The sequence below is a fragment of the Sphaerospermopsis torques-reginae ITEP-024 genome (genome assembly GCF_019598945.1).
In the GTDB taxonomy this organism is placed as follows: domain Bacteria; phylum Cyanobacteriota; class Cyanobacteriia; order Cyanobacteriales; family Nostocaceae; genus Sphaerospermopsis.
This window is the reverse complement of record NZ_CP080598.1, coordinates 4,049,639-4,076,622: the sequence shown is the minus strand read 5'-3', so window position 1 is coordinate 4,076,622 and position 26,984 is coordinate 4,049,639. Positions and strand designations below refer to the sequence as shown.

Genomic DNA, 26,984 nt, shown 5'->3' with positions numbered 1-26,984 from the left:
GGTTAATGTATGGGGTGATTAATAATAACTTGCCGATTTCCGATGATGCACAGCCGTTACATTATCTTGGTTTAACACTTTGCCATTATCCACAGTTGCATAAACTAACCAATGATCGCCTACTTCCATCCGGTTTTTTACTGTACACTCTAAGTAAGCTAAAGCACCATTTAAAATCACACCACCATTATTAGCTTCTGCGGTGTCTAAACCTTGAAATCTATCCTGTCCAGGGGCGTAAACCTTCATAAAATGTTTACGTATTTCCCGACCTTCTGCCAAAATATTAACGACAAAATTATTACCTGTGTAAGTCATGTTTTCCATTGCCCGATCTTTAGCAACTGCAATGGTTAACCCAGGAGGGCTAAAGCTGGCTTGTGTAACCCAAGATGCTAACATTCCAGTTTTCACTTCGCCTTGAGTTGCTGTAACCACACACAAAGATCCAACAATCCGTCCTACTGCTTGTTCAACATTAGTTGCAGGTTGTCTAGCAACCACGGCTTTTTTAGCAGCGCGTTTTAATGCTTGAGCAAAATCTGTACCTGCTTCCTCACAGGTTTGTAAGGTGACTTCATTAGGTTTGAACTTAACGCGGATGGTTTCAAAACCAAAACGATAACCTGCATCTTTCAGTTTACCTTCAATTAAATCCACTGCTTCCCCACTCCAACCAAAAGAACCAAAGACACCAGCTAATTTATTATTAGTTGCAGTTGATAGAACAATACCTAAAGCTGTTTGTACGGGTGTGGGTGCATGACCGCCTAAAGTGGGCGAACCGATTACAAAACCAGCGGATTTTTCGATCGCCGTTTTAATTTCTTCAGGATCAGCAAATTCGCAGTTAATAGATTCTACGCTAACACCTGCTTTAGTAATACCACGAGCGATCGCACTAGCTAAAGTTGCAGTATTTCCATAGGCAGAAGCATAAATCAAAGCTACGCTCATTTCCGCGTTAGTTTGTTGCTTGATCCATTCTCGGTAAGAGTGGGTAAGTTCCTGTAAAGCATATCTTACCAAAGGACCATGACCAGTAGCATACAACCTGACTGGCAAATCTGCCAACTTATCCAAAGCTGTTTCTACTTGTTTGGCATGGGGAGCCATAATACAATCGAAATAATAACGGCGATCTTCGTTAAAAACTTCCCAACCTTCATCAAATACTTGATCACCACAAATGTGCGCCCCAAATAACTTATCAGTAAACAAGATATTTGTTTGCGGATCGAAAGTACAAAGTTCATCAGCGTAACGGGGGTTAGGAGTAGGAATAAATTGTAAATGATGTCCTTTACCTAAATCTAAAGTTTCATCACCCCGCATTACCACAATCGGTAAATCTTCATTTTCTAAAGCTGCACGTAAATTTATCGCCCCTGGGTTAGAACAAACAAAAGTAATTTGAGGCGCAATTTCTGTTAATATTTTTAATGTTGCTGCCCGGTTAGGATTGACATGACCAAGAATTACATAATCAATATTTTTGATATCTATTCTTTTTTGTAAAGCCTGTAAATAAATTTCCGTAAAAGTTTCCCCAGGTGGATCAATTAAAGCGATTTTATCACCTTGAATAATAAAAGAATTAGCTGTTGTTCCCTTAGCTAAAGCATATTCAATTTCAAATCTTAACCTTGCCCAACTGCGCGATCTGATGATTGTTGTATCAGTACCAATAGGCAATATTTGGACATCACGGGGTTTAGTATTTGACATAACTGACATAAATTTAAGCTCCTGTTTTTAAATAAATTCTTTTTTGTTCCCCAGGCGAAACGCATCTAAATTTTATTGACAAAACACCATTTTTATGTATAAACGAAGGAATCCTTATTTATCGTTTGATTGATTTTTTCAGAGTCATCGTGATGGTTTAAATTATTGTCAATAAGTAGACGTTAATGCGAATTTTCAGGTCATTATTGAGATTAAATTGTCCTTATTGATAAGATGCGTTTCCCCTGTCTTGTTCCCCTCCTCGCTTGCGGGGAGGGGGAAAAGAGATTTTAATAATGGTTTCCTACTTTGCGATGGTGTACTGCTGTTAATGATTCAGGTTTAGATACTCTACCTGCATAAACCGTACTATACACCGCCCAATGATCGCCGCAGTCCATCCGGCTAACTACTTCACATTCCATGTAAGCTAAAGCATCACCCAAAATAGGCGCTCCATTTTCCGCTGGTTGGGTTTTCACTCCTTCAAAACGATCCGCGCCGGGACTAAAACGTTTTAAGAAGTGTTTCATCAATGCTTGATAGTTGCCTTCTTCTAAAACATTGAGAACAAAGCGATCGCCTACTTGCATCAATGATTCTATCGCCCGATCCTTAGCTACTGCAATAGAAAAACCCAAAGGTTTAAAACTCGCTTGACTTACCCAAGAAGCTAACATGGCGCTGGAAACATCGCCTTTTTTGGCTGTGATGATATACAAACCGCCGCTAATTCTTCCTAGTGCTTTATCTAAATCAGCACTTAAAGATTTCATAGCTTTGATACTTTTTTCTTTTGTCACCAACTGTCCCAAATCTGTTCCCGCTTCTTCACATTTTTTATAGGTGTTTTCTGTGGGTGTTTCCCGAATCTCAATCACAGGAAAAGCTACAGTTAAACCCGCAGAGCGGAATTTATTTAACAGTGGATAGGTAGGTTCATCATCTCCACCACCGGTTTCAAAAATACCAATGGCTTGTTTTTCCGTAGCAGATCCTAGAACTGTACTCAATGCTGTTTGAATGCTTGTATTACTAGATATAGGATTCATCCCTACTACCAAGCCTTTACAGCGTCCTACAAGCTCCCGTAACTCTTGTAAATCAACTGTTCCAGATAAATCAACTACTTCCACAGCTACCCCGGTTTTTACGATACCGTTGGTAATAGATTGAGCTAGGCGATCGCTATAACCATATTCAGAAACGTAAAATATACCCACAGTGGTTTCTGCTTTGGTTTGGTTTTGACTCCAATTGAGGTAACGTCCTGTTAATTCTTGGAGATTGTGATATAGTAAGGGTCCGTGACCTGTAGCGATCATTTTGATGGTTTTTAATTCTGCCATGCGCTTCATTGCAGAAAGCACAGAACGGGCATTAGGACCCATCAAGCATTCATAGTAATATTGAAAGTCTTTTTCAATGGCAGATAAATCATCATCAAAAGTGCTATCTGTACAGTAATGCATTCCAAAAGCATCACAGGTGTAAAGAATTTGGGTTTTGTGGTCAAAACTGAAAATAGTATCAGGCCAGTGTAAATTAGGAGCAATCACAAATTCAAACTCATGGCCATTACCGAGATCCAGGCGATCGCCATTTTTCACAATACGACGTTTAAAAGGCTGATGTACCAAATCTTCTAAAAATTGAATTGCTACCTTAGAACCAACAACGGTAATATCAGGAGCTTTTTGTAGTAAATCTTTAACTAAACCACTGTGGTCTGGTTCTGTGTGGCTAATAATTAAGTAATCTATATCTTGCGGATTAATTAAACCAGTCAGTGTATCAAAATATAGCTGACGGAACTTTTCATGGGAAGTATCAACCAGGGCTGTTTGTTCACCGCAGATCAGAAAGGAGTTGTAAGTTGTACCATTTTGCAAACCAAACTCAATATCAAAGCGATCGCGATCCCAATCCAAAGAACGAATAGCCGTGGTATCGTGATCAATTTCTACCGTTTGTATAGTTAGCCGTTTTACTGGGGTTGTACTTTCCTGTCCTTGATTTTTATCGGTGAGCAATACCATAACGCCCCTCCTTAACTTTTATTGAGTATTTATTCCTCTGCCTTATATTGTGACACGGGTTGAATATAACTTTTTATTAAAAAACCTATCATTCAATTAAGAAACTTAAAACTGTGAAACAAAATATCCCACCGCAACAGACAAACAACCCTTGGTTAGCGTTAATGGTTGGTAACTCCCGGCTACATTGGGCTTTATTTATAGATCAAGCTCTCCACTCTACCTGGGATACACAACATTTATCAGAGTCTGATATAGAACAATTAGCAAAAACAAATACTCTTCCTCTTTCCCCATCTTCCTCTTCTCCCATCTTCCTCTCTCCCAATCTGCCTATTACTCTCCTTTTAGCCTCCGTAGTTCCCAGTCAAACACAACTATGGCAAACTTACCCCAATCATTGCCTGATCACCTTAAATCAAGTTCCTATTTTGGGAATGTATCATACATTGGGCATTGATCGCGCTTTAGCTTTATTGGGTGCTGGTAAAACTTATGGTTTTCCCATGCTAGTAATTGATGCAGGAACAGCATTAACTTTTACAGGTGCAGACTCCAATCAGCGACTTATTGGTGGTGCTATTTTACCAGGTTTAGGTTTACAATTTACCAGTTTAGGACAAAAAACCGGACAATTACCATTGTTAAAAACTAGGGAAATTATAGAATTTCCACCACGTTTTGCCATGAACACACCCCAAGCCATTCACAGTGGTATCATTTACACTTTATTATCAGGAATAAAAGACTTTATTGATAATTGGTTGTTGTTATTTCCTAATAGTAAACTTGCCATTACTGGAGGAGATAGTGAGTTATTGATAACTTATTTAAAACAACAATTTCCAGAAATAGGTGAAAAGATAATTTTAGATAATAATTTGATATTTTGGGGAATGCGAGAAGTTAATTTTGTCTGAATCAGGATGTCCAGGATTTGAGGATGTACAGGATTTTTTTTACTGATTTATTTTAATCAATATAGCACTTAACAATTATCTCAACTTCTGATTTATTTTCTCTAAAAAGTACGAACCGCTGAAGACGCAGATAACACAGATCAATTCAATTTTAATCAACAGTTTTTAGGGCATTTTAGTCATCTTTAGATGACTTGTGCTATCAGACTAGGAATTCATTCCCAGTCGGGTTATTAACAATAACGAAAAATGAATTAATATCTCGTTATTTGTCAGAATCAGGATATCCAGGATTTGAGGATTTACAGGATAGGAAAGCAGATTGTCTGAATCAGAATTTCATGATTTAATGATGGTTGGTTACGCACAAGTCACTAAGGAATGAACCGCAAAGAACGCAAAGGACACAAAGGTAAGAGGTTTTAGAGCGATTTAATGATTTCATCCTCTACATTCTCTAATCCTAGTTATCCTGATTCTGACAAAATCTATCTCTGATTTCGCGCAAAGGCACAAAGGCGCGATCGCCAAAATCCTGAAGATCCTGATTTTCACTATCTGCGTCGATCTGCGTTCATCCGCGTTCCCAAAATTCCAACCCAGGCTGTTAAAAACCCTATATATATTGCGCCCACAGATTCCCACTCATAACATTAGTGTACAACAGCATTTACAGCTTGTCAAGTCAAAAAACAAAAAAATCAAAAAAGATGCGATCGCCAAAATCCTGAAGATCCTGATTTTCACTATCTGCGTCGATCTGCGTTCATCCGCGTTCCCAAAATTCCAACCTCAGCAGTTAAAAACCCTATATATATTGCGCCCACAGATTTCCACTCATAACATTAGTGTACAACAGCATTCACGGCTTGTCAAGTCAAAAAACAAAAAAATCAAAAAAGATGCGATCGCTTCCTGTACATTCTTGAATCCTGGTTATCCTGATCATGTATAACTCCCAGTCCCCAGTCTCTGACTGGAAATGTAATTCTAGAGGTTCTACCTCTCACCCAACACCTTAACAATTCTTATTGTAATTTTCCCCCAAAAATCCCAAAAAAGTTTCAACACCGTTTTTTACTCCTAAATTATTGAGAATACTTGCGAATGACTCAACGTATTTTCAAGGGTCTTGACTTCTGACAGGGTTGTATTATGATAGGTTTTAAAATAATCCAAGGGTCAACTGTTTCTAAAAATCAAAATCACCAATAATGAAATATTAAAATATTGTAACTATACGCAAGCAAGAACCTTAATAACAGCCTAACAATTTTGACAAAACATAGAATAATTTTTAACCAATTATTAGGGCAAGCTAAAAGAATAGCTCACCCTAAATAATTCACAATTACGAATTACTTAATGGTTACAGTACCACCAGCTTCAGCAATGCGTTTCTTGATGTCTTCGGCAGCTTCCTTATTAACACCTTCTTTGATGGGTTTAGGAGCAGCTTCTACTAAGTCTTTAGCTTCTTTTAGACCCAAACCAGTGATTTCACGGACAATCTTCAGAACTGCAATCTTCTTATCAGCAGGTACAGATTCGAGAATAGCATCAAATTCGGTTTTCTCTTCAGCAGCTTCAGCAGGAGCAGCAGCACCAGGAGCAGCCATCATCATCATGCCACCAGCAGGAGCAGCAGCACTTACACCAAAAGCTTCTTCAATTTGCTTAACTAATTCCGCAGCTTCTAGCAAAGTCAAAGATTTTAACTGTTCTAAAATTTGATCGGTTGCAGCAGACATTGATATAACTCCTAAAGAATTTTGATTTGTTTTTTGTCAGTTGTCATTAGTTATTAGATACTGGTTTTAACTAACAGCATTTAACTAATGAAAAATTGTTATTCAGCAGCAGTTTCAGCGCCGTCTTTGTCTTTGTCAGAGACAGCTTGAATAGCACGAGCCAAAGAACTGGGAACTTCGTTGATACCCACAGCCACTTTGGTAGCCAAAGCGTTGATAGCTCCAGCAATTTGCGCCATAAGTTGTTCCTTAGATGGCAAGTCTCCTAAGGCCTTGACATCCGCTTCTTTCAACAAGCGCCCTTCCATGACACCGCCACGAAGTTCTGTCTTCTTGGTGGCTTTTTGGAATTCTTGGTAGGCTTTAATTGCTGATAAATCATCTTTAACTAACACAAAGGCTGAAGAACCTTTGAGCAGTTCTGACATTGGTTTCCATTGCTCATCTTCTTGAATGGCAATGCCCATGAAGGTGTTTTTAGTCACCTTACAAACAGCGCCACTAGGACGTAAACGCCGTCTCAAGTCAGTGATTTCAGCAACTGTTAGACCTTGGTAGTCAATTACCAGTGCTAAAGTTGACTCACTTAGCGTCCCTTTGAGGTCAGCTACTATTTCTTTTTTGTTTTCTAACGTTCTACCCATGCTCATTTCACCTCCCAGGGCAAAATCTTAATTAGTGATCAGTGGCAAAAGGCAGGAGTCAGGAGTCACCAGTCCCCAGTCCCCAGTCACTTGTTTACTGACGCGCCAAAAACAACAAACCCCAGCTATTTTTGCCGGGGTGTCACAGTAGTAGTTTTAATGCTGTAGTTCTCAAAAATTTGTTGAGTAAACTTCAGTGACTTAAAATTACAACCTCGGCAGGATATTAAGCTATTAGCACCTGCTGTCTCCGGCTTTATTTAATTTTGGTTATTGGTATTTAGTCATTGGTCATTGGTTTATATTCACCTATTACCAATTACCAATTACCAATTACCTAATTATGCAGCGTCAGTTACTTTTAAATCTCTTAGGGCGTTAATGTCAATTCTGATTGACGGACCCATTGTGGCAGAGACGTAGAATGTACGCCAATAACGGCCTTTTGCTCCTGAAGGACGGTTACGGTCAATTGTCTCTTGCAATGCTTTGAGGTTGACTAACAAATCTTCAGGGGTAAATGATGCTTTACCAAACATAACATGAACAATGCCTGTCCGATCAGCACGAAATTCTAATTTACCAGCTTTAAATTCGGCGATCGCACTGGCAACGTCAAATGTGACTGTACCACCTTTGGGTGATGGCATCAAACCACGAGGACCAAGCAATTTACCTAATTTTGCTACCTGTGGCATCACATCAGGAGTAGCAATTAGCTTGTCGAAGTCCATCATGCCTTTCTGAATGTCGTCAATCAGTTCTTCAGAACCAGCGATATCCGCACCAGCATTAGTGGCTTCTGTTACTTTTTCGCCTCTAGCGATTACTGCTACACGCACTACCTGACCCGTACCTTTGGGCAGTGCTACCGTTGTCCGCAGTTGTTGGTCTGTATACTTGGGGTCAATACCTAGCCGGATATGTGCTTCTGCGGCTTCGGGAAATTTTGCTGTTGCTGTTTCTTTTAACAGAGCTAAGGCCTCTAAGGGCGCATAATCCCTATCTTCTACTTTTTCTAGCAACGCCTGTAAACGGCGTGATATTTTCTTGCCCATTTTTTGCTCCTGGGGTGTTCTCGAAGTTTCTCACCTCTCCCCCGATACGATTTTAGATTTTGGATTTTAGATTTTGGATTTTGTTATAGGTCAGATGCTAGTTATCAGGTTTAATTACTCTTTTTTACTGTCACCTGTCACCTGTCACCTGTCACCTATTAATCTGTGATGGTAACACCCATGTTTTTGGCTGTTCCCGCCACAATATTCATTGCTGCATCAATGTCGTTAGCATTGAGGTCAGGCAGTTTAGTTTGGGCAATTTCTCTTAACTGCGCTTTGGTAATACTGCCAACTTTTTTCTTGTTGGGTTGTTCCGAACCGCGTTCAATTTTCGCTGCCTTGCGAATTAAAACTGATGCTGGGGGTGTTTTGAGTACAAATGTAAAACTCCGGTCTTCAAACACGGAAATTTCTACAGGAATCACCATTCCAGCTTGGTCTGCTGTTTTGGCGTTGTACTCTTTGCAGAACATCATGATATTAACACCATGTTGACCCAGTGCGGGACCAACTGGTGGTGCTGGGTTGGCTTTTCCAGCGTTTAAGGCCAATTTAATGACCGCTACTACTTTCTTCGCCATTTGGATTTAGCTCTGTTTTTGTACCTGATTAAATTCCAATTCTACTGGTGTATCTCGTCCGAAAATCGAGAGTAGAGCTTTTAGTTTACTCCGTTCTGGCGAAACTTCGATCACCTCGCCTTCAAAATCCTTGAACGGACCAGAAAGCACCATTATCTTATCACCTGTAGCCATATCAATTTTGACTACTGGTTCTTGTTCTGTCGTTTGTTTGAATATACGTTCTACTTCTGAATGACTTAAAGGTACTGGCTTGACGTGACCACGACCACGGCCGCTGCCTCGTTTTTGCTCTGCACCGACAAAGTTAATTACATGGGTTGTGTTTCTTACCACTTGCCATGTATCGTCACTCATTACCATCCGAACTAAAACATAACCCGGAAAAACCTTCTCTTCTGATGGCTGACGCTTCCCGTCTTTGCGGATCTTTACCGTTGGTGTATGGGGTATTTCCACTTGGATAATTTTATCAGCTACATCAAAAGTTTGGATACGTTGCTCTAAATTTGTTTTCACGCGCTTCTCACAGCCAGAGGCTACTTGCACTGCATACCAGCGGGCTTCTTTTTGCGCTGTTCCTAGTGCTTCCTCTGTCTGCAAATTTCGTGGTTCGTCTGTTGCAGAATTCATCAGAATACCTGTTTTGCTGCCCAAGCAAACAATCCATCGACCAAATATATCAAAGACGCGGAGAGTGTCACCATTAATAACACAGCTGCTGATTCACTCACCAACTGCTTCCGACTTGGCCAAACTACTTTGTCAAGTTCTTCTTTTGTTCCTTGGAAGAAGTTGTTTAAGCTAAAACCATTGCCTGTTTCTGGCATTTCTGCTTCGTTTTTTTTGGCCACGGTCGTTATACCCCCCGTTTCTTACATCGCTTCACCTTGCTATTTTGCACCAAGGCTGACAATTATTCACCGCTTTGACCCAATTTACAGGAAACAAATTCAGCTATCAGTAAAAAATAATTAGACCCGAAATAATCGACGCTGGCTGCTATGGTAGCAGATGCGTTTTTGTTTCGGGCTATATTTTTTGCTTTTGAGCGCGCCCTGGAGGACTTGAACCCCCGACATCAGGTTTTGGAGACCTGCGTTCTACCAACTGAACTAAGAGCGCACAAGCTATCTTTGTTTCAGGGATTGCGCTGAACTTTTTTTAGTTTAACACAATTCCTTTTTTAGTGTAACTTAATTTTTTCAGAAAGTCAAGTCAGCGGCAGATGCCGCTTTTGGCTTGAGTTTCCTGGTTTTTTCCCAGGATCAACTGCATCACAGGGCGCGGTCAAACCGTTGTTTAATCCGGGTAGCTTTACCAGATAATTGACGCAAATAGTATAGTTTAGCGCGTCTGACTTTACCACGACGCACTACTTTGATGTTATCAATGCGGGGTGAGTGCAGCAAAAATACTCGCTCAACGCCTATACCTTGAAATACACGACGCACGGTAATTGTTTCGTTGATTCCGCCATTGCGTTTACCTATTACCACTCCTTCATAGGGTTGGACGCGGTATTTATCGCCTTCTTTAATTTTCACTCCTACCCGCACTGTATCACCTACATAAATTTCGGGCAGATCGGATTTTAGGTGTTCCGCTTCTATAGAGCGAATTACTTCTTGTACGTTCATAGTTTAGTTATTTTCTGAAAAAAACCCACGATCATCAATCATAAATCTATAACTGCCTGAGAGTCCAGATATTTAGTGTAATTTCCCAGCCAGCAGTTCTGGGAGGTAGGAGAGTGTTAAGCTTTCTTGAAATTTTTTCTCCAGATCCGCAACTTGATAACTACAGGTTTTGCCCAACTGCCACCAATTAAATCATGTAATAGAGTGTAAAAACAGGGAATAATAAACAAGGTGAGCAGTGTTGCTAAAGACAAGCCAGAAAAGACTACTACCCCTAAAGGTTGCAGAAATTCTGAACCTTCCCCAACTCCTAAAGCTAGGGGAAACATCCCTAAAACTGTGGTAATTGTTGTCATTAAAATCGGACGTAACCGTTGAGGTGCAGCTTTTAAAATTGCGGTGCGACGATCAACTTGTTCACGTTCCCGAATTTGATTTGCTAATTCTACCATGATAATGGCGTTATTAACCACAATACCTACTAATAAAACTGCACCCACAATTACTGTTGCACCAATGGCAGTTTCGGTGATGTAAAGTCCAAAAATCCCCCCAGCTAAAGCAAGAGGAATAGTAAACAGAATTACTAAAGGATCAACAAGAGAATTATATTGTACAGCCATGACTACAAAAACTAAAAATATTGCTAACCCTCCTAAAAGTTGCAACGAGTTTTGTAATTGTTGATTTGATTCTGCTGCTGCACTGGGTAAGCGACTTACACCTTCAGGGAAATTGGCATTTTTAATTACTTCATCTACTTGCTCTAATGCTTGACTCAGACTTGCTCCTTCTGCTAAATTACCTGCAATTAAAAAGACTTGACGCTGGTTAATTCTTTGAATTTCTCCTGGTGCTTTTCCTTCAACAATTGTCGCTACATCACTTAATCTAATTTGTTGATTACCTTCTACAAATAAGGGTAATCTTTCTAACTGAGAAGTTGTTTTGACTGCATCTTCATTTAACTCAACTCGCACATCTACCAAGCGGTTATTCCGCTGTAGTTGTGTGGGTACACTACCTGTAATTGCGGTTTTAATTGTTTCGCCAATATCTTGAGTATTTAAACCGACATTTGCTACTCGTTCCCAGTCAGGTACAATCTGAATTTCAGGTTGACGTGGATCTGCATCTGGACGAAATCTCACTGAGGTGATTTTTTCTTCTAAAGTTGCTAATAGTTCTCGTCCTGCTTTTTCTAAAGTATTGGTATCATTTCCCTGCAAAATTATATCAACATCAGCACCACGAATAGGAGAGTTATTAAGAAATAAACCCCGTACTTGTCCAGGTGCTAAACGCAGTCGAATATCTACTAAATTCAGTTTGCTAAATTCTTTGGTGACACGCTCAATATAAGTCTCTATATCTGAGTTTGGTTTGAGGGTAATGGTACTAGAACTTCGCAAAGGATTAGGATTACTATTACCACCAAACAGAAAACCACCAACTGTAGAAAAGACATATTCTGTTTCTGGTTGTTGAAGCAGAATGTCATCTACAACTTGCATAACTTTTTGGTTAGTTTCTAATGGTGTACCGGGGGGAAATTGAGCAAATAAACTCACTTGTCCGGTGTTTATTTGAGGAAGAATTTCTTGGGGAAGTTGGGGAGATATCCATAAACTACCACCACCAAAGAATATGATAGCGATCGCAATTGTTAATAACCGCAAACGCAATATTCCAGATAAGAAACTGCTGTATAATCTTGTTGCTCCCTCAAAATGGCGATTAAATTCTTGGAAAAACCAAAAATTACTTAAAGAACTAGAAAAGGGTAAAGCTAATAATCGTGATGTCAACATGGGAACAACAGTAACAGCAATTAAAATTGAAGCTGCTACCGCAAAACTGATCGTGATAATTAATTCATTAAATAATAATGATATAAAACCACCAATTAATAAAAATGGTAATACTGCAACTAAGTTTGTACTGGTGGAAGCTAGTAAAGCTGATTCAACTTCTCTACTGCTTGTTTCTGCTTGTTGAATAATTGCTGATCTTGATAATTTTGATGTGTGATTTTGGAGTTTAGTTTGATTAATTCCTTCGGCAATATTTTCTAACATAACGATGGAATTATCAACCACAATTCCCACGCCTAATGCTAAACCACCTAAGCTAAAAATATTCAGGGATAAGCCGAACATTCCCATCATAATGATAGCTGCTAATGTGGCTAAAGGTATAGATAAAACAATAATGAATGTTTGACGTAAAGAACCAAGAAAAAGTAATACAGCTATAGCAGCTAAACCTGAACCAATTAAACCAGAAGAAGTCACATTCGCTAAGGAATTACGAATAAATATTGACTCATCTAAAGTTGCTGTGAGAGTTGCTTCCGCAGAAATAATACCCGCTTCTTTCAGTTCTTGTAATCTTTTTTTAACTCCATCAACAACGTTGACACTATTAGCATCTGCTTGTTTTTGAATGCTGACTTTTACTGCTTCTTGACCATTGAGTAAAACGTACAATCTTTGTTTTTCTGATCCGTCAATAACTTGGGCAAAGTCACGCAAATAAACACGATTTTTGATATTTGAATTAGGTGCAGATACTTCAAAGGAAATATTATTAATTTCTTCTGCATTTTTAAAGCGTCCCACTGTCCGGGTTAACGGTTCAGAATTGGGTCCTAAAATTCTTCCCCCAGATATATCTTGATTACGATTTTGCAGTTCGTTTAACACATCAGTCAAACCGATACCAATAGCTTGGAGACGATCTAAATCTATATTTACTCTAACTTCTTCTTGCACTCCTCCTGATACATCTACAACTGCAACTCCTGGTACTACACCTAATTCACGGGCTAATTCTTCTTCGGCAAAAACGCGCAAATCAACATTTTTCAGTGTAGGTGAAGTGAGCGCAAATTCATAAACAGGTAGTTGGGAAGGATCGAATTTAAAGATTCGTGGTTCTTCTATGGTGTCTGGTAATCTATTTCTCGCTCGGTTAAAAGTAGCGGTAGCATCATTTAGTGCTTGATCAATATTTCCGCCTGGTTGAAAATATAAATTTAAACTGACTTGACCTTCACGAGTCTGGGAAAAAACTTGAATTACTCCTTCTGTGGCTGAAAAAGCTTCTTCTAGTGGTTTTGTAATTTCATCAACTGCTACTTCTGGCGAAATTCCCGGTGCTTCTATTCTTACACCAATGCGTGGATAGGTAATAGATGGCAGTAAATCTACAGGTAAACGAATAATGAAAAATACACCAATGACAATTACTGCTAAGGTCAGCATTAAAGTACCGATGTGCTGACGGATAGAAAGGGCGCTGATACTAAAGCCGTTGTTGTTTGTGATTTGCATTTTTATAGCAGGTGACAGTTTACAGGTGACAGGTGACAGAGTTGAAACTGCTAACAAAAACTTACAAGTTATTTCTTTGAGGTTTGTTTAAATCTTTTTCTGACAAAATTGATAATTTGACAACTTCACCATCTTTTAATGGCTTACTACTGCGAACAACATAACTTTCTCCTGGTTGTAACCCTGAAAGAATTTCGACGTTACCATCAACTTTTTTACCCAATGTTACCGATTTTTCTTTTACCTTGGTTTTACCGTCAGTTTCTTGTACAACAAAAATTGTGCCGTTGTTATTTTCTGCTGATGTTTCTTTGTCTTTGCTATTAATTGCTGTTTGTGATACTACTACTCGCTGTGGTGTCTGGGTTGTAAAATTCACTCTTGTTAGTAGTCCGCTACCTATTTTCCCGCCACTGTTGGGAATGACTACTTCTATGGGTACTAAACGGGCTGTAGGATCAGCAGATGGAGAAATACGCGCTACTCTACCAATGATGTTTTGATCGGGGAAGGCATCTAAACGCACTTGTACAGATTGTCCTACTTGAATTTTTGCTAGTTCTAATTCAGAAACTTGAACTACTACTTTAATTCGACTCAAGTCAGCAATTTTTAAGACTTCGCTTCCTGGTTGTAGGAGATTACCGGGTTCTGTGACTTTTTCTGTAACTACGCCGGTGATGGGGGAGATTAAACGAGAGTAGGAACGGCGTTCTTTGGCGGCTTTGACTACTGCTTGTTGGGCAAATACTCTACCTTGGGCGGCTGCTACGGCTTGTTTTTCTGTACGGACTCTTTCAATAGTCGCTTGTAGGGCTTTTTGGGTTGTTTGGGCTTTGGTGCGAGCTTGTTGGGCTGCTTGTTCGGAAATTGCTCCTTCTTTGAATAATTGTTGCTGTCTTTGGGAGTCTGATTGGGCTTGGATGAGTTCTAACTTTGCTTTTTCTACTTCCGCTTGAGCGTTACTTACTTGGGTCATTTCCCTAGCTACTTCTGATTGGCTGGTTGCTAGTTCTGCTTCTGCTTGCTGTAATGCTGTGAGCAATAGAACATCATCTAACTGGCCGATGATTTGCCCTTGTTTGACTGTATCACCAACATCCATATTTAAGGATATTAGTCTTCCTTCTACTTGCGATCGCACGGATACTGTCCTATATGGAGTGGTGTTCCCAATATAATCCGCTGGGGGGCGTAATTCTTGTGTGCGGGCGATCGCTACATCTACAGATGTTTCTCTATTTCTTCTTTCTCCACCACCAGGCCGCTTTGATTGGGCTTCGGCTGATTCTTTTGGTAATGAACCACAACTGGCTGTTAGTAATCCCAGTAACAGCATACAGAATATGAATAAATTATGCTTATTCATCAGCTTTTTCATCACTGGGCTGACAACTATAGGAGTTGATGTTTTCACCTGTTTTTGTGACTTATTTGCGTCCAAAACCATGAATTTTTCTCCAATTGGGCAGTATTTGCACTCTTACAGCCATTTATTAGCCAATACTTTGGAATAGGTATGAATAATAAAAAATAGCAATCAAAATTCAGCTATTTATTTATGTATTCCAAATAACTTTTTTTGCTAAGTAAAACTGACATAATTCTCACCATATCCTGTGGATATAGATGTATAGAATTGCTGACAATTCTAGAAATTATAAAGTTAGTATAAAGATTTTGCCACCAATAAGTAATAGGAAATTAGTCATGATTTATCTCTGGGAGTTTTCCATTACCCAGCCATTTATGAAAAATGTGCTAAAAGAATTGGTATTTTTCAGGTTTTTGTGTATATATTAAGAATATTAAACAAACCTTGCTTTTATATCCCAGATGGAATATGGCAGGTGCAACCACCAAAGCAACACATTGACTTTTAGGTGAGGAAAGTAACAAGTGACATCACTGCTGAAAATTGCCCAAACTGCTGATGAACAGCAAATTGCTGAGTTTTTCCAAGCTTCTGTAGGTGAATGGCGCTCTGAAAGACGCTATTACACCCTACCCCAAGGAGAAACCAAGGAGATGGTAAGTATTATTACCATTCATTTTTTGCAACAAGGGGATGATGAATTGCAAAAGCTGGCTCAGTTACATGATTTGCAGGATTTAGCAAGCTTAACTTGTGGTGCAAAAGTTACTTGGGAAAGTACAAACTTACACAACGCTAAAAAAGAAGCCAGTGGTGTTACCGTGTTTGGTGCTTGGGGAAATATTTTGTATCGCGATCGCGGTTTTGCAACTACTAAACCAGTCACAGCACAATATTATTTCCCCAGTCGGAAAACTCTGTGTTTGCGAACTGAGTACAATAATTCCGTATTTGAGGAAGAAATTAAACTCATTGGTGATAAATATCGCACCAGACAAAGTATAGTTTCCCGTGCTGGTGAGCAGTTGATGATTGGGCAATACTTGGAAAAGCGAGTTTAAACTAATTGATTTGTTGTCGGCTTGGTGATGTCGGGAGCATCCCAAATGTGTAAGTTTATTTTTATCTAACAACAGACAATTATCCCAGGGTATGATATGATTGAACCGCAAAGGACGCAAAGGACACAAAGGTAAGAGAGTGTAAGAGAGTTTTCGCAGTGGCCACGTTGATTTTTTCTTTCATTGGGATGCTCCCGGTGATATCAAGTATTGTAGTCAGGATTTTCTTATAACCATCAGTTATCAGCTTGAAGAACCAGCCTCTACCCAAACTTAAACGGCTGACAAAGGTTTTGATAAAATTTATAAAAATTTTGTAAATTCTTGTCCCAAAAACTTGATTTATGTGTAATGATAAGGGAGAGAGTTAATTCGGCGATTAGTGTTTTGTTGTTAGTATTGACAGGCTTTTTACTTGTGGTATTTACAGACTGCTCTCCGAAATCTAAATCTCTACAAACTCGTGATTTTGGAGACATAATATGTCAGTTTATGTAGGCAATCTTTCTTATGAAGTTACACAGGATGCTTTGACACAAGTTTTTGCAGAATATGGTTCTGTAAAACGAGTTCAAATTCCTACTGACAGGGAGACAGGCCGTGTACGTGGTTTTGCTTTCGTAGAAATGAGTTCAGACGCTGAAGAAACAGCAGCTATTGAAGCTCTTGATGGTGCTGAATGGATGGGTCGTGATTTAAAAGTTAACAAGGCTAAACCCAAAGAAGACCGTGGCGGTTACGGTGGTGGTGGACGCGGTGGATACGGTGGTGGTGGCGGTCGCAATCGCTACTAAGTTTCCTCTAGATTCTTAATTCGTGTTAAATAAAAGTAACCCATTCCAACTGCGGAGTGGGTTGCTTTTTGGTTTTTCGGTTTTTAACTAACATACTTGGCGTTTACCAGTTTCCTAAGCCATGATAGATTTGTTACAACAACTGGGGTGTAAACCATAAAGTTATGGGCGATATCTTAGCCAATCGCTATGAAGTTCAACAACAGTTAGGCAAAAAGTCAGGCCGCAGAACTTTTTTAGCTGGTGACAGAGTTACTGATAACCTAGTAATAGTCAAATTACTGGCTTTTGGTAGTGACTTTGAGTGGGATGATCTCAAACTGTTTGAGAGAGAAGCCCAAACCTTAAAATCATTATCTCATCCATCCATACCTCACTATCTTGACTATTTTGAGGTAAAAGAATCCAATTATCAAGGATTTGCTCTAGTACAAACTTACATCCCAGCCCAAACCCTAGAACAATATTTACAAACTGGAAGAAAGTTTCCAGAAAATGAAATTAAAGAAATCGGGAAAGCAGTTTTAGAGATTTTAATTTATCTCCATGAGTTGCACCCACCAGTTATCCACCGTGATATTAAGCCTAGCAATATTTTATTAGGAGAAAGATCCGGTAATAGTGTGGGAAAAGTTTATTTAGTAGATTTTGGTTCTGTGCAAACCGTTTTAGCAGCAGAAACAGGCACTAGAACTATTGTAGGGACCTATGGTTATATGCCACAAGAACAATTTGGAGGCAGAACTGTTCCCGCTTCTGATCTTTATAGTTTAGGTGCAACTTTAATTTATTTAATCACAGGTACTCAACCGGCAGATTTACCACAAAAGAATTTTCGCATACAATTTGAGCAAGTTGCAAATCTGAGTCCCAGCTTAACTAACTGGTTAAAAAAAATGATAGAACCAGATTTAGCAAAGCGGTTTACATCTGCAAAAGAAGCACTGACAGCTTTAGAACAGCGAGAAAATACTGTTAATATTACAGCTTTAACTGTTGGTAAACCAGCAGGTAGTAAAATTCAATTGATTAAAAATGATGAATTTTTAGAAATTATTATTCCCCCCGCTGGTTTTCAAGCGTCGATGCTGTTCCTGAGTTTATTTGCTATTTCTTGGAATTCCTTTATTTTATTTTGGACTATTGGCGCTCTTTCTGCACCTTTTCCTATAAACTTACCTTTTGCCTTGTTCTCACTGCCTTTTTGGGGTGCGGGTTTGTCTATGATTTATAGCATATTATATGGATTATTTGGTAATATGAGCCTGTCTCTAGATAGTCAGAAAATTTCTGTAATTTATAAGTTATGGAGAGTGAAAATCCGTCCTACTCGTTCAGCACCTAGAGACAGCATCACTAAATTGGTTTATATTCCTAAACACTTGACTAAAAACTCAGATGGTGAAAAAACTCAAGTACCAGCAACATTAGAAATTTGGGCAGGTGTACAAAAATTTTCATTGGCTGTTAATGCTGGTTTAATTAAATCAGAAGCAGAATTGGAATGGTTAGCTCATGAATTAAGTAACTGGTTAAATATGGCAATTAGGACAGAATAAATTGTATAGTTAACCTAAAGTGACTCAAGAGGAAAATGATATGTTTGGATTAGGATGGCCAGAAATAGTGATAATTGCTATTGTAGCAATTTTGATTTTTGGACCAAAGAAAATTCCTGAGTTGGGGGGAGCTTTGGGAAAGAGTTTGAGAAATTTCCAAGAGGGAATTAAAAAGACTGATGAAGATGATAATTCAGAACAATCATAATTGTCTGAATCAGGATTTTCAGGATTTAAGGATTTTCAGGATATAATTTTTTGTCTGAATCAGGATGTCCAGGATTTAAGGATTTACAGGATGTGATTGTTAAATCGTAAATTACACTAGATTCTAGTCGGTTTTAACCGACTTTAGCTTTTAGACAGGGAATTTATTCCCTGGATTATTGGATTATTAAAAAAATTGAATTTTCATGTATTTATTTTAACAAAGTTATCAAAAAATTCATCAAACAAGTATTTGCAATCACACTTAAACATAGTTATAATATTTAGTGTTGTAAGCGTTTTACTTATGACCGTGTTCTCAATCTTGCTTGTTTCTACTTTGTATAGTTAAAGGGTTAATATGTCTTCACAACAATTCCAATCAGCACACAGCAGTATTTACAAACTCGGTACAAGACTTGTAGAATATATTGATGAAATTCGCCAAAGTCGTCTTAAAGAAGGTGATGATACCAAAAGTTTAGAAAGTGTAGAAAATAACATCAAAAAAGCATTAACCGCCCTACAGCAACAAAAATATCAAGTAGCAGTTATTGCAGCTATGAAAGCTGGTAAAAGTACCTTTCTTAACGCTATTATTGGTGCAGATGTTTTAGCTAGTGAAACCGCAGCTTGTACTATTTGTCGTACTGATGTCCGTCACATTCCCGCTAATCAAGTTCCCAGACTGTTAGAATACCAAGCAGGAGTCAGAAAACCCATTGTGATAGCTGAAGGGGATGAAGGAGAAATTCAACACAAATTTTTATTGAGAACTCGTAAAATTAGAGAAACTGGAAATCCTGATAATACCATCCGGTTTGAAATAGAACATCATATAGAAGCAATTAGCGGACTTTCTTCCCTTGATGGTTTTACCTTAGTGGATACACCTGGACCCAATGAATGGGAATCAGCCAATTTTAACACAGTCGCATTAAAACAAACAGCATTAGAAGCATTAAGAACTTGTAACGCTATTTTATTTATTTTAAATTACGAATCTTACAAAGATAGTGCTGTTTCTGACTTATTTAAAGAAGTATTAGAAAATCGCCGAGAAATTTTACAACAGGAAAAAGGTAAGATTTATTTTATTCTCAATAAAGTTGATCAGAGAACTGAAAAAGATAAAGAAATTCCAGATGTAATTCAAGATTTAAAACGGGAATTATCTAATTAATGATATCCAAGAGATATCAAATGAACTATCTGATTATTTGGGGAAAGAATTACAAGTCAAATTAAATATTAATAAAATTCAATTTCCTAAATTTGAATTTCTAGGTATTGACGCAAGAATTAAACAACAGCAAGAAGTATTTACTAGAACAAAAAAAGAGCCAAAAACAGAAAGCCGTTGCTGTAATTCTGATAAAGTCTATTATGTAGATGTTGAATATCAAGATAGACAGGATTTTTATGAAGTAGATTTACGTCAAACAACACAATTAATTCACCAAAAAATTGATGAACAAGTTTTAAATAATCGAGAATTACTACAACGAGTAATTGAAAAACAGATTGCAGATGATTTCAAAAAAGCGGAACAACAAATTAATGATTACATCAAGAAATTTCAAGATGATTTTGATAGTCTGCTAAAAGAAAGAGAGACAAAAGAAGCAGAATCAGATAAAGTCATTAATAGCTTGCATCTGCAACAAGAGAAATTGAAGGAATATCTACAGGAATTAATATCAATTCGTCAATCTCTCAACACTTGGAAACCTTAATCACTAAACTTTTATATCCCCGACTTCTGAGATTAATTGATTCATGTAGTTTTCAGAATCAAAAAAGAAGTTGGGGATTTTGTTAGATAGTTTACAATCTTTTGCAGTTTTATGTGAAAATTTGCTATAATATCTATATAAATCCAGTCATGCACATTATTTCTCGTAAAATCCTGCGTCAATTTTGGGAAAAATATCCTGATAGTGAAACTGCGCTAAGTCGTTGGTTAAAACTTATCAATTCCAGCACTTTTGAAAATTTTGATGAATTACGTTCTGTTTTTCCTAGTGCTGATGTTGTAGGTGATTTAATAGTGTTTAATATTGGTGGTAATAAATATCGCTTGATTACTGCTATTCACTTTAATCGCCAAAAAGTTTACATTCGTTATATTTTAACTCATTCAGAATACGACAAAAATCTATGGAAAAACTAACCACCCTTCCCCCGGATATTAATATTCATTGGAATGCTATTTCTCCTTTACTAACAATTCGTAATGAAGAAGAATATGAACAAGCAATTACAAGATTAAATGATTTAATTGATGAAATCGGTACTAATGAACAACATCCTCTTTATCATTTATTAGATACATTAGGAACAATAATAGAGGCTTATGAAACAGAACATCATCCTCTTCCTAATTGTCATGGAAATGATGTATTAGCTTATTTAATGGAAGAACACAAACTGAGTTTATCAGATTTATCTGAAATTGGTTCACCTGAAATGATACAAGCTATTTTAAACAAAGAAAAACCATTAACATTTAATCAAATTCAACAATTAGCAGAACGTTTTCATGTAAACATTCAAGTATTTCTGAATTAGAATATACCCTAACGTCAATTGGTTACTTTAATTCATATTTATATCCTTTCCCATCCTGTAAATCCTTAAATCCTGGACATCCTGATTCAGACAAACAAATTCTGACTCCTGACTCCTGACTCCTGACTCCTGCTATAACTCAAAAAAACCGACCACCCAACGAACCAAAAACATCAAGAAAAATCAACAGTAGGGACAATTCATAAATTATCCCTACCGGAAATTAGAGTAGGGTATTAACCACGGAAGAAGGTGCTACCCCATTTTGGGAATCATTAATCGTAGTATTTGCACTTTGTGGCTGAATTTCTTCCTGTACACCCCGCACCTTAATTAACCGAATAGCGCGACTCACACTTTCCGGTAAAATTACCACTAGACTACCATCAGGAGCCATATCCAAACCTTTATTAATGGCTTGAGTTTCATCCAGAATTGATTCATAACGGCAATTAGGTTTAGCCTGGTTAATGCCTCTAATAATCAAATCTGCGGCTGATCCCCGTGATCTGCCTCTAGTGTCATCATCTTCCTTAACAATGATGTAGTCAAAAATATCAGCTGCTAATTTACCCAGAGTGACAAAATCTTCATCCCGGCGATCGCCAGGTCCCCCGACTACACCTATGCGCTGTCCACTTGTCCAGTTACGAACAAAAGATCCCACAGCTTCATAACTAGCAGGGTTATGGGCATAATCTACCAAAGCATGGTATTTACCCAAATTAAACAAATTCATCCGTCCTGGTGTCTGACTCACTGAAGCGCGGAAAGTCCTTAACCCAGCACGAATTTGTTCAATACTCACATTCTGTACAAAAGCCGCCAAACTTGCTGCTAAAGCATTGGCAATCATAAATGGCGCTTTTCCGCCCATTGTTAAGGGTATATTTTCTGCTCTTTCTATCCGATGTGTCCAATCGCCTTTAACAATTGACAGATAACCATTTTCATATACTGCGGCTACTCCTCCCTTCTGGATATGCTTACGCACCAGTTCCGAGTCAGGATTCATAGTGAAGTAGGCAATATTAGCTTTTGTTTTTTCTGCCATCGCTGCAACACGATGATCATCAGCGTTGAGAACTGCATAACCATCAGGAAATACAGCTTCCGCAACCACACTTTTCAGATTTGCTAACTGTTCAATGGTATCAATATCACCGATCCCTAAATGGTCAGCAGCCACATTTAACACCACACCCACATTAGCCGCATCAAAACCCAAACCAGAACGGAGAATACCTCCACGGGCAGATTCTAATACAGCCACCTCTACAGTCGGATCTTGCAGGATCACGTGGGCGCTTTGGGGACCAGTGTTATCTCCAGCTTCCACCAAAAAATCACCGATATAAGTACCATCGGTAGTGGTATAACCCACAACTTTACCTGTTTGCTTATAAATATGAGCTAACAGACGAGTTGTAGTAGTTTTACCATTAGTACCTGTAATCGTGAGGATAGGAACACGGCTAGGTTTTTCGTTGGGGAACAGCATATCCATCACCGCACCAGCCACATTGCGGGGAGTACCCTGACTAGGGGCGACGTGCATCCGAAAACCAGGGGCGGCATTAACTTCCACGATCACACCATCCATCTCTCTCAAAGGACGGCTAATATCGGTAGTCACCACATCCAAACCGGCAATATCCAAACCGATAATTTTCACTACCCGTTGTGCTAACCAGACATTTTCTGGATGAATTTCGTCGGTGCGGTCTACAGCAATACCACCTGTACTCAGGTTAGCCGTTGCCCGTAGATAACAAATTTGCCCCTTGGGAGGTACACTATTAACGGTGTAACCTTGCCGTTCTAATAGTTGGTAGCTAGTGCGATCTAGCTCAATTTTAGTCAGCACGTTATCATGACCTTCACCGCGATTGGGGTCTTGGTTGGTTTCTTCAATCAGTTCAGCAATGGTTGATCTACCATTACCAACTACATGGGCGGGAACTCGTTCCGCTACAGCCACAACCTTGCCATCTACCACCAATACTCTATGGTCGCGCCCGACATAATACCGTTCCACAATAATAGAACGGGAAACCTGCCTAGCTGCTTGATATGCTGCTTCAGCATCATCCCAGTTTCTAATGTCAATGGTAATACCGCGCCCATGATTACCATCTAAGGGTTTGATGACAATCGGATAACCACCAACATATTCAATAGCTTCTTCCAAATCATCCAAGAAGTTGATCACCGTACCTCTGGGTACTGGTACACCATTAGTAGCGAGGATGCGTTTAGTGGCTTCTTTATCACAAGCTAATTCTACACCGAGAATGCCTGTGCTATCGGTCATTGTGGCCTGCATCCGTTTTTGATTCACTCCATAACCTAGTTGAATCAGAAACCGGGCGGCTAAAGGCATCCAAGGAATACCTCTTTTTTCTGCTTCTTTGACTATTGCTTCAGTGGAAGGACCAAGGGAAGCATCACGCCAAAAGTCTTTGAGATCTTGAATATCCTGCTCTAACTCGGCTTTAGGATAACGACCCCGATCAACAATGCTTTGACAAAGCCGCACTGCTGCACGTCCGGCATAACGTCCCGCTTCTTCATTCAGGTACTCAATTACAACCTGATAAACTCCAGGAGTGGCAGTTTCACGGGTGCGGCCAAAACCCACGTGCATTCCAGCTAGTTCCTGGAGTTCTAAAGCTACGTGTTCTACGATATGACCCATCATGGTGCCTTCTCGTACACGCATCAGAAAACCACCACGACAGCCCGGTGAACAATAGTGACCTTCCAGACTTGGCAAGGCTTCAACTAATCCTTCATAAAAGCCTGGAATTTGATTTGAGGGTGTTTCGGCAAGGTTTTCCAAATCGAGGCGCATGACGATTAGTTTATGGCGTCGAATGCTCCAATAGTTTGGGCCGCGTAAGGTCTGGATCTTGAGGATTCTCATGGGAATAGGTAGATGGAGATTCGGAACCAAAATTCTAGTTTCTTACTGAAATTGACCGCTAAACTGTTCACGATAAACAGTTTTTTCTTTTTAGATAGTATTTGGCTATTTTTTTTTGCAAAAACAAATAAATGCGCGGTCAACCAGTGTAACCTCAGATACTCTATCCCGTCAGCTGGAGATCCGATGCACAGCGGGTAAAACAGTACGTTGGTAAAGATGGAAGCGATCTCCGTAACTGAGGATATGTAGACGTAAATTATGTACAGTCAGGGGTTCGTTGGCACTGACATGGGGTTCGTTAGTATGGGTGAGTTCTGTAGGATCAACAATTGTGACGCTACCTTTACCTAATACTTGTAACCAACCGTCACGTTCAAACACAGCACAAGTATCTTCATCAATGCCAATACCAAGGCGATCTGGATGGGCTGCGATCGCACTAATCAATCTTCCCATCCGATTGCGGTTGTGAAAGTGTTGATCGACAATCACTTCAGGAATAAATCCTAAACCTGTGGCCATATCAACCAGGGAACGATTGGGCGTTTCCCCACTGCCTCCACCTGCAATCATGTGATGTCCCATAACTGCTGCCCCCGCACTCGTTCCTGCTAGAGTCAGTTGTCCTGCTCGCACCCGCTGGCGGATAATATCCATTGCTGGTGTATCTGACAGAACTCCACAAAGGCGCAGTTGGTCGCCCCCGGTTAAAAAGACCCCGGTACAGGCTTCTAAGGATGCTTTAATTTGAGAGTTTTCGCATTGTTCACGTTCACGAATGTCTAAAATCTCAACTTTTTCCGCACCCATTTCTTCAAAAATGCGAATATACCGACCACCAATGATGGCTGGTTCGCGGGAGGCAGATGGAACAATTGTAATATATGCCTTACTAGCACCAGCACGAGCAACAAAAGTCCGCAGGATTTCGCGTCCGTGAACTTTGTCTTCTGCGCCTCCGATAACTAGAACGGCGGTTTTAGTTGCTTGGGGTGTCCTCATTTCCAGCGATTTAGCTTTTAATTGCTGCATTGTGTTTCTGTGGTCAACAACTTCAGGAGCCATCGCCTTTAACGGTTTCCCCGGCTTGTGGCGAATGGCGTGTGAATTTGATCAGGTTTAGTCACCCGTTTATTTTCGCCCTTTGCTTTTCTTGAGAGGAATCTTTTGATCAGTTTAGAGTGGCTAAATTTGACTCTCCAACTTTTCCTTAAACGCACATGAAGTCTAAATTCTGTCATGTCCGTCACTGTTCCTCATCGCCAACGCCTTGCTTTTCACCTTTGTATTTATTTCAGACTGGCAAAACAAAGTCAAAACAACAAAACAAAATAGTGCTTTCAGGCTAGGTTTACTTGGGATTGGGGGCTAAAGCAGGTCTTGACATTCTCTTTTCTGAGGCTGGCTCGATACATCCTGGAAGTTGTTAACTTTGGTGGGATTATTAATTTAAATTTAGTTGTGACAATATTTAAACATAAATTAAGTAATTAGAAAAACTTTTGCCACACCAAAGAGCCAAGAATTCTGGTACTTTTAGATACTGTTGTTCCGGTTTATCTCCAGTTTTACCTCCTCCTGACTTTCAGATCACTCTGAACGGCGAAAGATGGGGAGATGGGGAGGTATCAAGTCAAAAGTCAAAAGTCAAAAGTCAAAATTAAATAACTCTTTTCTTCCCTGCCTCCTGCCTTCTGCCTTCTGCCTTCTGCCTTCTGCCTCCTGACTCCTTGGCAATTTAGGTTAAATGTTCCAATCCCATCTTAGTGTTATTAAATACGAATTACTGTGCGTTTTGATATAGTTACGCTTTTTCCTGATAGTTTTAGCTCTGTTCTGGGTTCTGGTCTTTTGGGTAAAGCCCTAGCCAGGCAAATTGCTCAAGTCAATTTAGTTAATCCCAGGGATTTTACCACTGATAAACATCGGAAGGTCGATGATGAACCCTACGGCGGCGGTGTGGGGATGCTCATGAAACCTGAACCGATTTTTGCCTCTGTGGAATCATTGCCGATTTTACCGCGTCGAGAGGTAATTTTGATGAGTCCCCAAGGTGAAACAATAAATCAGCCCCTGCTGCGAGAATTAGCAACAAATTATGACCAATTGGTGGTGATTTGTGGACATTATGAAGGGGTAGATGAAAGAGTGCTAAATTTAGTCACTCGTGAAGTGTCTTTGGGTGATTTTATCCTCACCGGTGGCGAAATTCCGGCTATGGCGTTATTAAATGGCGTTGTGCGCTTACTACCAGGGACGGTGGGTAAGGTAGAATCTCTCAAGGCTGAAAGTTTTGAGGAAGGTTTATTAGATTTTCCCCAGTATACCCGTCCTGCTAATTTTCGTGGTTGGAAAGTCCCAGATGTGCTACTCAGTGGTAATCATGCGGAAATTGCCAAATGGCGTTTTCAACAACAAATTCAACGCACCGCTTCCCGTCGTCCCGATTTACTGGAAAAATGGCAACAGGAAAGGGAACAGGGGACTGGTGACTGGTGACTGGTCACTGGTGACTGGTGAAGAAAATTTTAGATTTTAGATTTTAGATTTTAGATTTTAGAGGGTGTTTGAAAAGTTTTGGATCGTGATTTTAGGCACTTCATGATAGCGAAGCGTGGCGTAGCCATTCCCCCCTAACCCCCATTAAAAAGGGGGGAACTAGAGTCAAAGTCCCCCTTTTCAAGGGGATTTAGGGGGATCTATAAATATTTGATACACCATCAGCGACTTTTAAAACATCCTCTTAGATTGGAGTTCACAAAAACAATCCAAAATCCAAAATCCAAAAT

At 39.4% G+C, this 26,984-nt stretch carries 23 protein-coding genes, 1 tRNA gene and 1 other annotated feature; of the genes, 10 read left to right on the top strand and 14 right to left on the bottom strand.

All coding sequences use genetic code 11. The annotated features are described in order from the left end of the window. Nucleotides 1–18 precede the first annotated feature (18 nt). The gene (locus K2F26_RS18980) at nucleotides 19–1,728 is read right to left on the bottom strand and encodes a diflavin flavoprotein (RefSeq protein WP_220611953.1); all 1,710 of its coding nucleotides are present in this window, start codon (nucleotides 1,726–1,728) and stop codon (nucleotides 19–21) included. Between the two features lie 290 nt (nucleotides 1,729–2,018). Further along, the gene (locus tag K2F26_RS18975; RefSeq protein ID WP_220609037.1) at nucleotides 2,019–3,767 is read right to left on the bottom strand and encodes a diflavin flavoprotein; all 1,749 of its coding nucleotides are present in this window, start codon (nucleotides 3,765–3,767) and stop codon (nucleotides 2,019–2,021) included. A 164-nt stretch (nucleotides 3,768–3,931) separates the two neighbouring features. Here K2F26_RS18975 and K2F26_RS18970 point away from each other — a divergent pair, with 164 nt between their 5' ends. After that, the gene (locus tag K2F26_RS18970; RefSeq protein WP_246605621.1) at nucleotides 3,932–4,687 is read left to right on the top strand and encodes a pantothenate kinase; all 756 of its coding nucleotides are present in this window, start codon (nucleotides 3,932–3,934) and stop codon (nucleotides 4,685–4,687) included. 1,358 nt (nucleotides 4,688–6,045) lie between these two features. On the opposite strand, the gene rplL is transcribed toward K2F26_RS18970, so the two are convergent. The 10 genes from rplL to K2F26_RS18920 all read right to left on the bottom strand — a co-directional run bounded on the left by rplL (nucleotide 6,046) and on the right by K2F26_RS18920 (nucleotide 15,149). Then, complete coding sequence (gene rplL, locus K2F26_RS18965; RefSeq protein ID WP_220609035.1) at nucleotides 6,046–6,438, bottom strand: 50S ribosomal protein L7/L12; 393 nt, start codon at nucleotides 6,436–6,438, stop codon at nucleotides 6,046–6,048. 98 nt (nucleotides 6,439–6,536) lie between these two features. Next, complete coding sequence (rplJ, locus tag K2F26_RS18960) at nucleotides 6,537–7,082, bottom strand: 50S ribosomal protein L10 (protein ID WP_220609034.1); 546 nt, start codon at nucleotides 7,080–7,082, stop codon at nucleotides 6,537–6,539. 104 nt (nucleotides 7,083–7,186) lie between these two features. Further along, nucleotides 7,187–7,354 (bottom strand) — a sequence feature (ribosomal protein L10 leader region). Nucleotides 7,355–7,423: 69 nt separating this feature from the next. Further along, nucleotides 7,424–8,140 carry a 50S ribosomal protein L1 gene (gene rplA / locus K2F26_RS18955; RefSeq protein WP_220609033.1) on the bottom strand — a complete coding sequence of 239 codons (717 nt, stop codon included), beginning with the start codon at nucleotides 8,138–8,140 and terminating at the stop codon, nucleotides 7,424–7,426. 158 nt (nucleotides 8,141–8,298) lie between these two features. Next, nucleotides 8,299–8,724 (bottom strand): 50S ribosomal protein L11, encoded by a 426-nt coding sequence (gene rplK / locus K2F26_RS18950; RefSeq protein WP_096566811.1) that lies wholly within the window; start codon nucleotides 8,722–8,724, stop codon nucleotides 8,299–8,301. A gap of 6 nt (nucleotides 8,725–8,730) precedes the next feature. Beyond that, nucleotides 8,731–9,357 (bottom strand): transcription termination/antitermination protein NusG, encoded by a 627-nt coding sequence (nusG, locus tag K2F26_RS18945; protein ID WP_220609032.1) that lies wholly within the window; start codon nucleotides 9,355–9,357, stop codon nucleotides 8,731–8,733. Then, a complete protein-coding gene (gene secE / locus K2F26_RS18940; protein WP_190561408.1) occupies nucleotides 9,357–9,578 on the bottom strand; it encodes a preprotein translocase subunit SecE in 222 nt (73 codons plus the stop codon). The genes nusG and secE overlap by 1 nt, the downstream gene beginning before the upstream one ends. 198 nt (nucleotides 9,579–9,776) lie before the next feature. Then, nucleotides 9,777–9,849: transfer RNA gene (locus K2F26_RS18935), tRNA-Trp, on the bottom strand. Nucleotides 9,850–10,001: 152 nt separating this feature from the next. Then, nucleotides 10,002–10,364: a 50S ribosomal protein L19 gene (gene rplS / locus K2F26_RS18930; protein ID WP_220609031.1), complete on the bottom strand. Its 363-nt coding sequence runs from the start codon at nucleotides 10,362–10,364 to the stop codon at nucleotides 10,002–10,004. A gap of 116 nt (nucleotides 10,365–10,480) precedes the next feature. Next, nucleotides 10,481–13,699, bottom strand: a complete 3,219-nt coding sequence (locus K2F26_RS18925; RefSeq protein WP_220609030.1) for an efflux RND transporter permease subunit — start codon at nucleotides 13,697–13,699, stop codon at nucleotides 10,481–10,483. Between the two features lie 61 nt (nucleotides 13,700–13,760). After that, a complete protein-coding gene (locus tag K2F26_RS18920) occupies nucleotides 13,761–15,149 on the bottom strand; it encodes an efflux RND transporter periplasmic adaptor subunit (protein ID WP_220609029.1) in 1,389 nt (462 codons plus the stop codon). A 449-nt stretch (nucleotides 15,150–15,598) separates the two neighbouring features. On the opposite strand from K2F26_RS18920, the gene K2F26_RS18915 reads away from it, so the two are divergent. The 8 genes from K2F26_RS18915 to K2F26_RS18880 all read left to right on the top strand — a co-directional run bounded on the left by K2F26_RS18915 (nucleotide 15,599) and on the right by K2F26_RS18880 (nucleotide 21,266). Then, nucleotides 15,599–16,135 carry a phycobiliprotein lyase gene (locus K2F26_RS18915; RefSeq protein ID WP_220609028.1) on the top strand — a complete coding sequence of 179 codons (537 nt, stop codon included), beginning with the start codon at nucleotides 15,599–15,601 and terminating at the stop codon, nucleotides 16,133–16,135. Between the two features lie 482 nt (nucleotides 16,136–16,617). Continuing rightward, nucleotides 16,618–16,929 (top strand): RNA-binding regulator, encoded by a 312-nt coding sequence (gene rbp / locus K2F26_RS18910; protein WP_220609027.1) that lies wholly within the window; start codon nucleotides 16,618–16,620, stop codon nucleotides 16,927–16,929. Between the two features lie 164 nt (nucleotides 16,930–17,093). Beyond that, nucleotides 17,094–18,488 (top strand): serine/threonine protein kinase, encoded by a 1,395-nt coding sequence (locus K2F26_RS18905; protein ID WP_220609026.1) that lies wholly within the window; start codon nucleotides 17,094–17,096, stop codon nucleotides 18,486–18,488. 40 nt (nucleotides 18,489–18,528) lie between these two features. Then, a complete protein-coding gene (gene tatA, locus K2F26_RS18900; RefSeq protein ID WP_220611952.1) occupies nucleotides 18,529–18,696 on the top strand; it encodes a twin-arginine translocase TatA/TatE family subunit in 168 nt (55 codons plus the stop codon). 360 nt (nucleotides 18,697–19,056) lie between these two features. Continuing rightward, entirely contained in the window at nucleotides 19,057–19,878 is an 822-nt protein-coding gene (locus K2F26_RS18895) for a dynamin family protein (RefSeq protein WP_220609025.1), read from the top strand. A 37-nt stretch (nucleotides 19,879–19,915) separates the two neighbouring features. Next, on the top strand, nucleotides 19,916–20,431 hold the full coding sequence (locus K2F26_RS18890) for a hypothetical protein (protein ID WP_220609024.1): 516 nt from the start codon (nucleotides 19,916–19,918) through the stop codon (nucleotides 20,429–20,431). A gap of 149 nt (nucleotides 20,432–20,580) precedes the next feature. Further along, on the top strand, nucleotides 20,581–20,868 hold the full coding sequence (locus K2F26_RS18885; RefSeq protein ID WP_220609023.1) for a type II toxin-antitoxin system HigB family toxin: 288 nt from the start codon (nucleotides 20,581–20,583) through the stop codon (nucleotides 20,866–20,868). Next, nucleotides 20,856–21,266: a helix-turn-helix domain-containing protein gene (locus tag K2F26_RS18880; protein ID WP_220609022.1), complete on the top strand. Its 411-nt coding sequence runs from the start codon at nucleotides 20,856–20,858 to the stop codon at nucleotides 21,264–21,266. The genes K2F26_RS18885 and K2F26_RS18880 overlap by 13 nt, the downstream gene beginning before the upstream one ends. Nucleotides 21,267–21,489: 223 nt before the next feature. Here the strand turns inward: K2F26_RS18880 and cphA are convergent, their stop codons facing one another. Continuing rightward, nucleotides 21,490–24,192, bottom strand: a complete 2,703-nt coding sequence (gene cphA, locus K2F26_RS18875; protein ID WP_220611951.1) for a cyanophycin synthetase — start codon at nucleotides 24,190–24,192, stop codon at nucleotides 21,490–21,492. A 171-nt stretch (nucleotides 24,193–24,363) separates the two neighbouring features. Next, the gene (locus K2F26_RS18870; protein ID WP_220611950.1) at nucleotides 24,364–25,227 is read right to left on the bottom strand and encodes a cyanophycinase; all 864 of its coding nucleotides are present in this window, start codon (nucleotides 25,225–25,227) and stop codon (nucleotides 24,364–24,366) included. A gap of 756 nt (nucleotides 25,228–25,983) precedes the next feature. Between K2F26_RS18870 and trmD the strand changes: the two genes are divergently transcribed. After that, the gene (gene trmD, locus K2F26_RS18865) at nucleotides 25,984–26,694 is read left to right on the top strand and encodes a tRNA (guanosine(37)-N1)-methyltransferase TrmD (protein ID WP_220609021.1); all 711 of its coding nucleotides are present in this window, start codon (nucleotides 25,984–25,986) and stop codon (nucleotides 26,692–26,694) included. The last annotated feature ends 290 nt before the right edge of the window (nucleotides 26,695–26,984 follow it).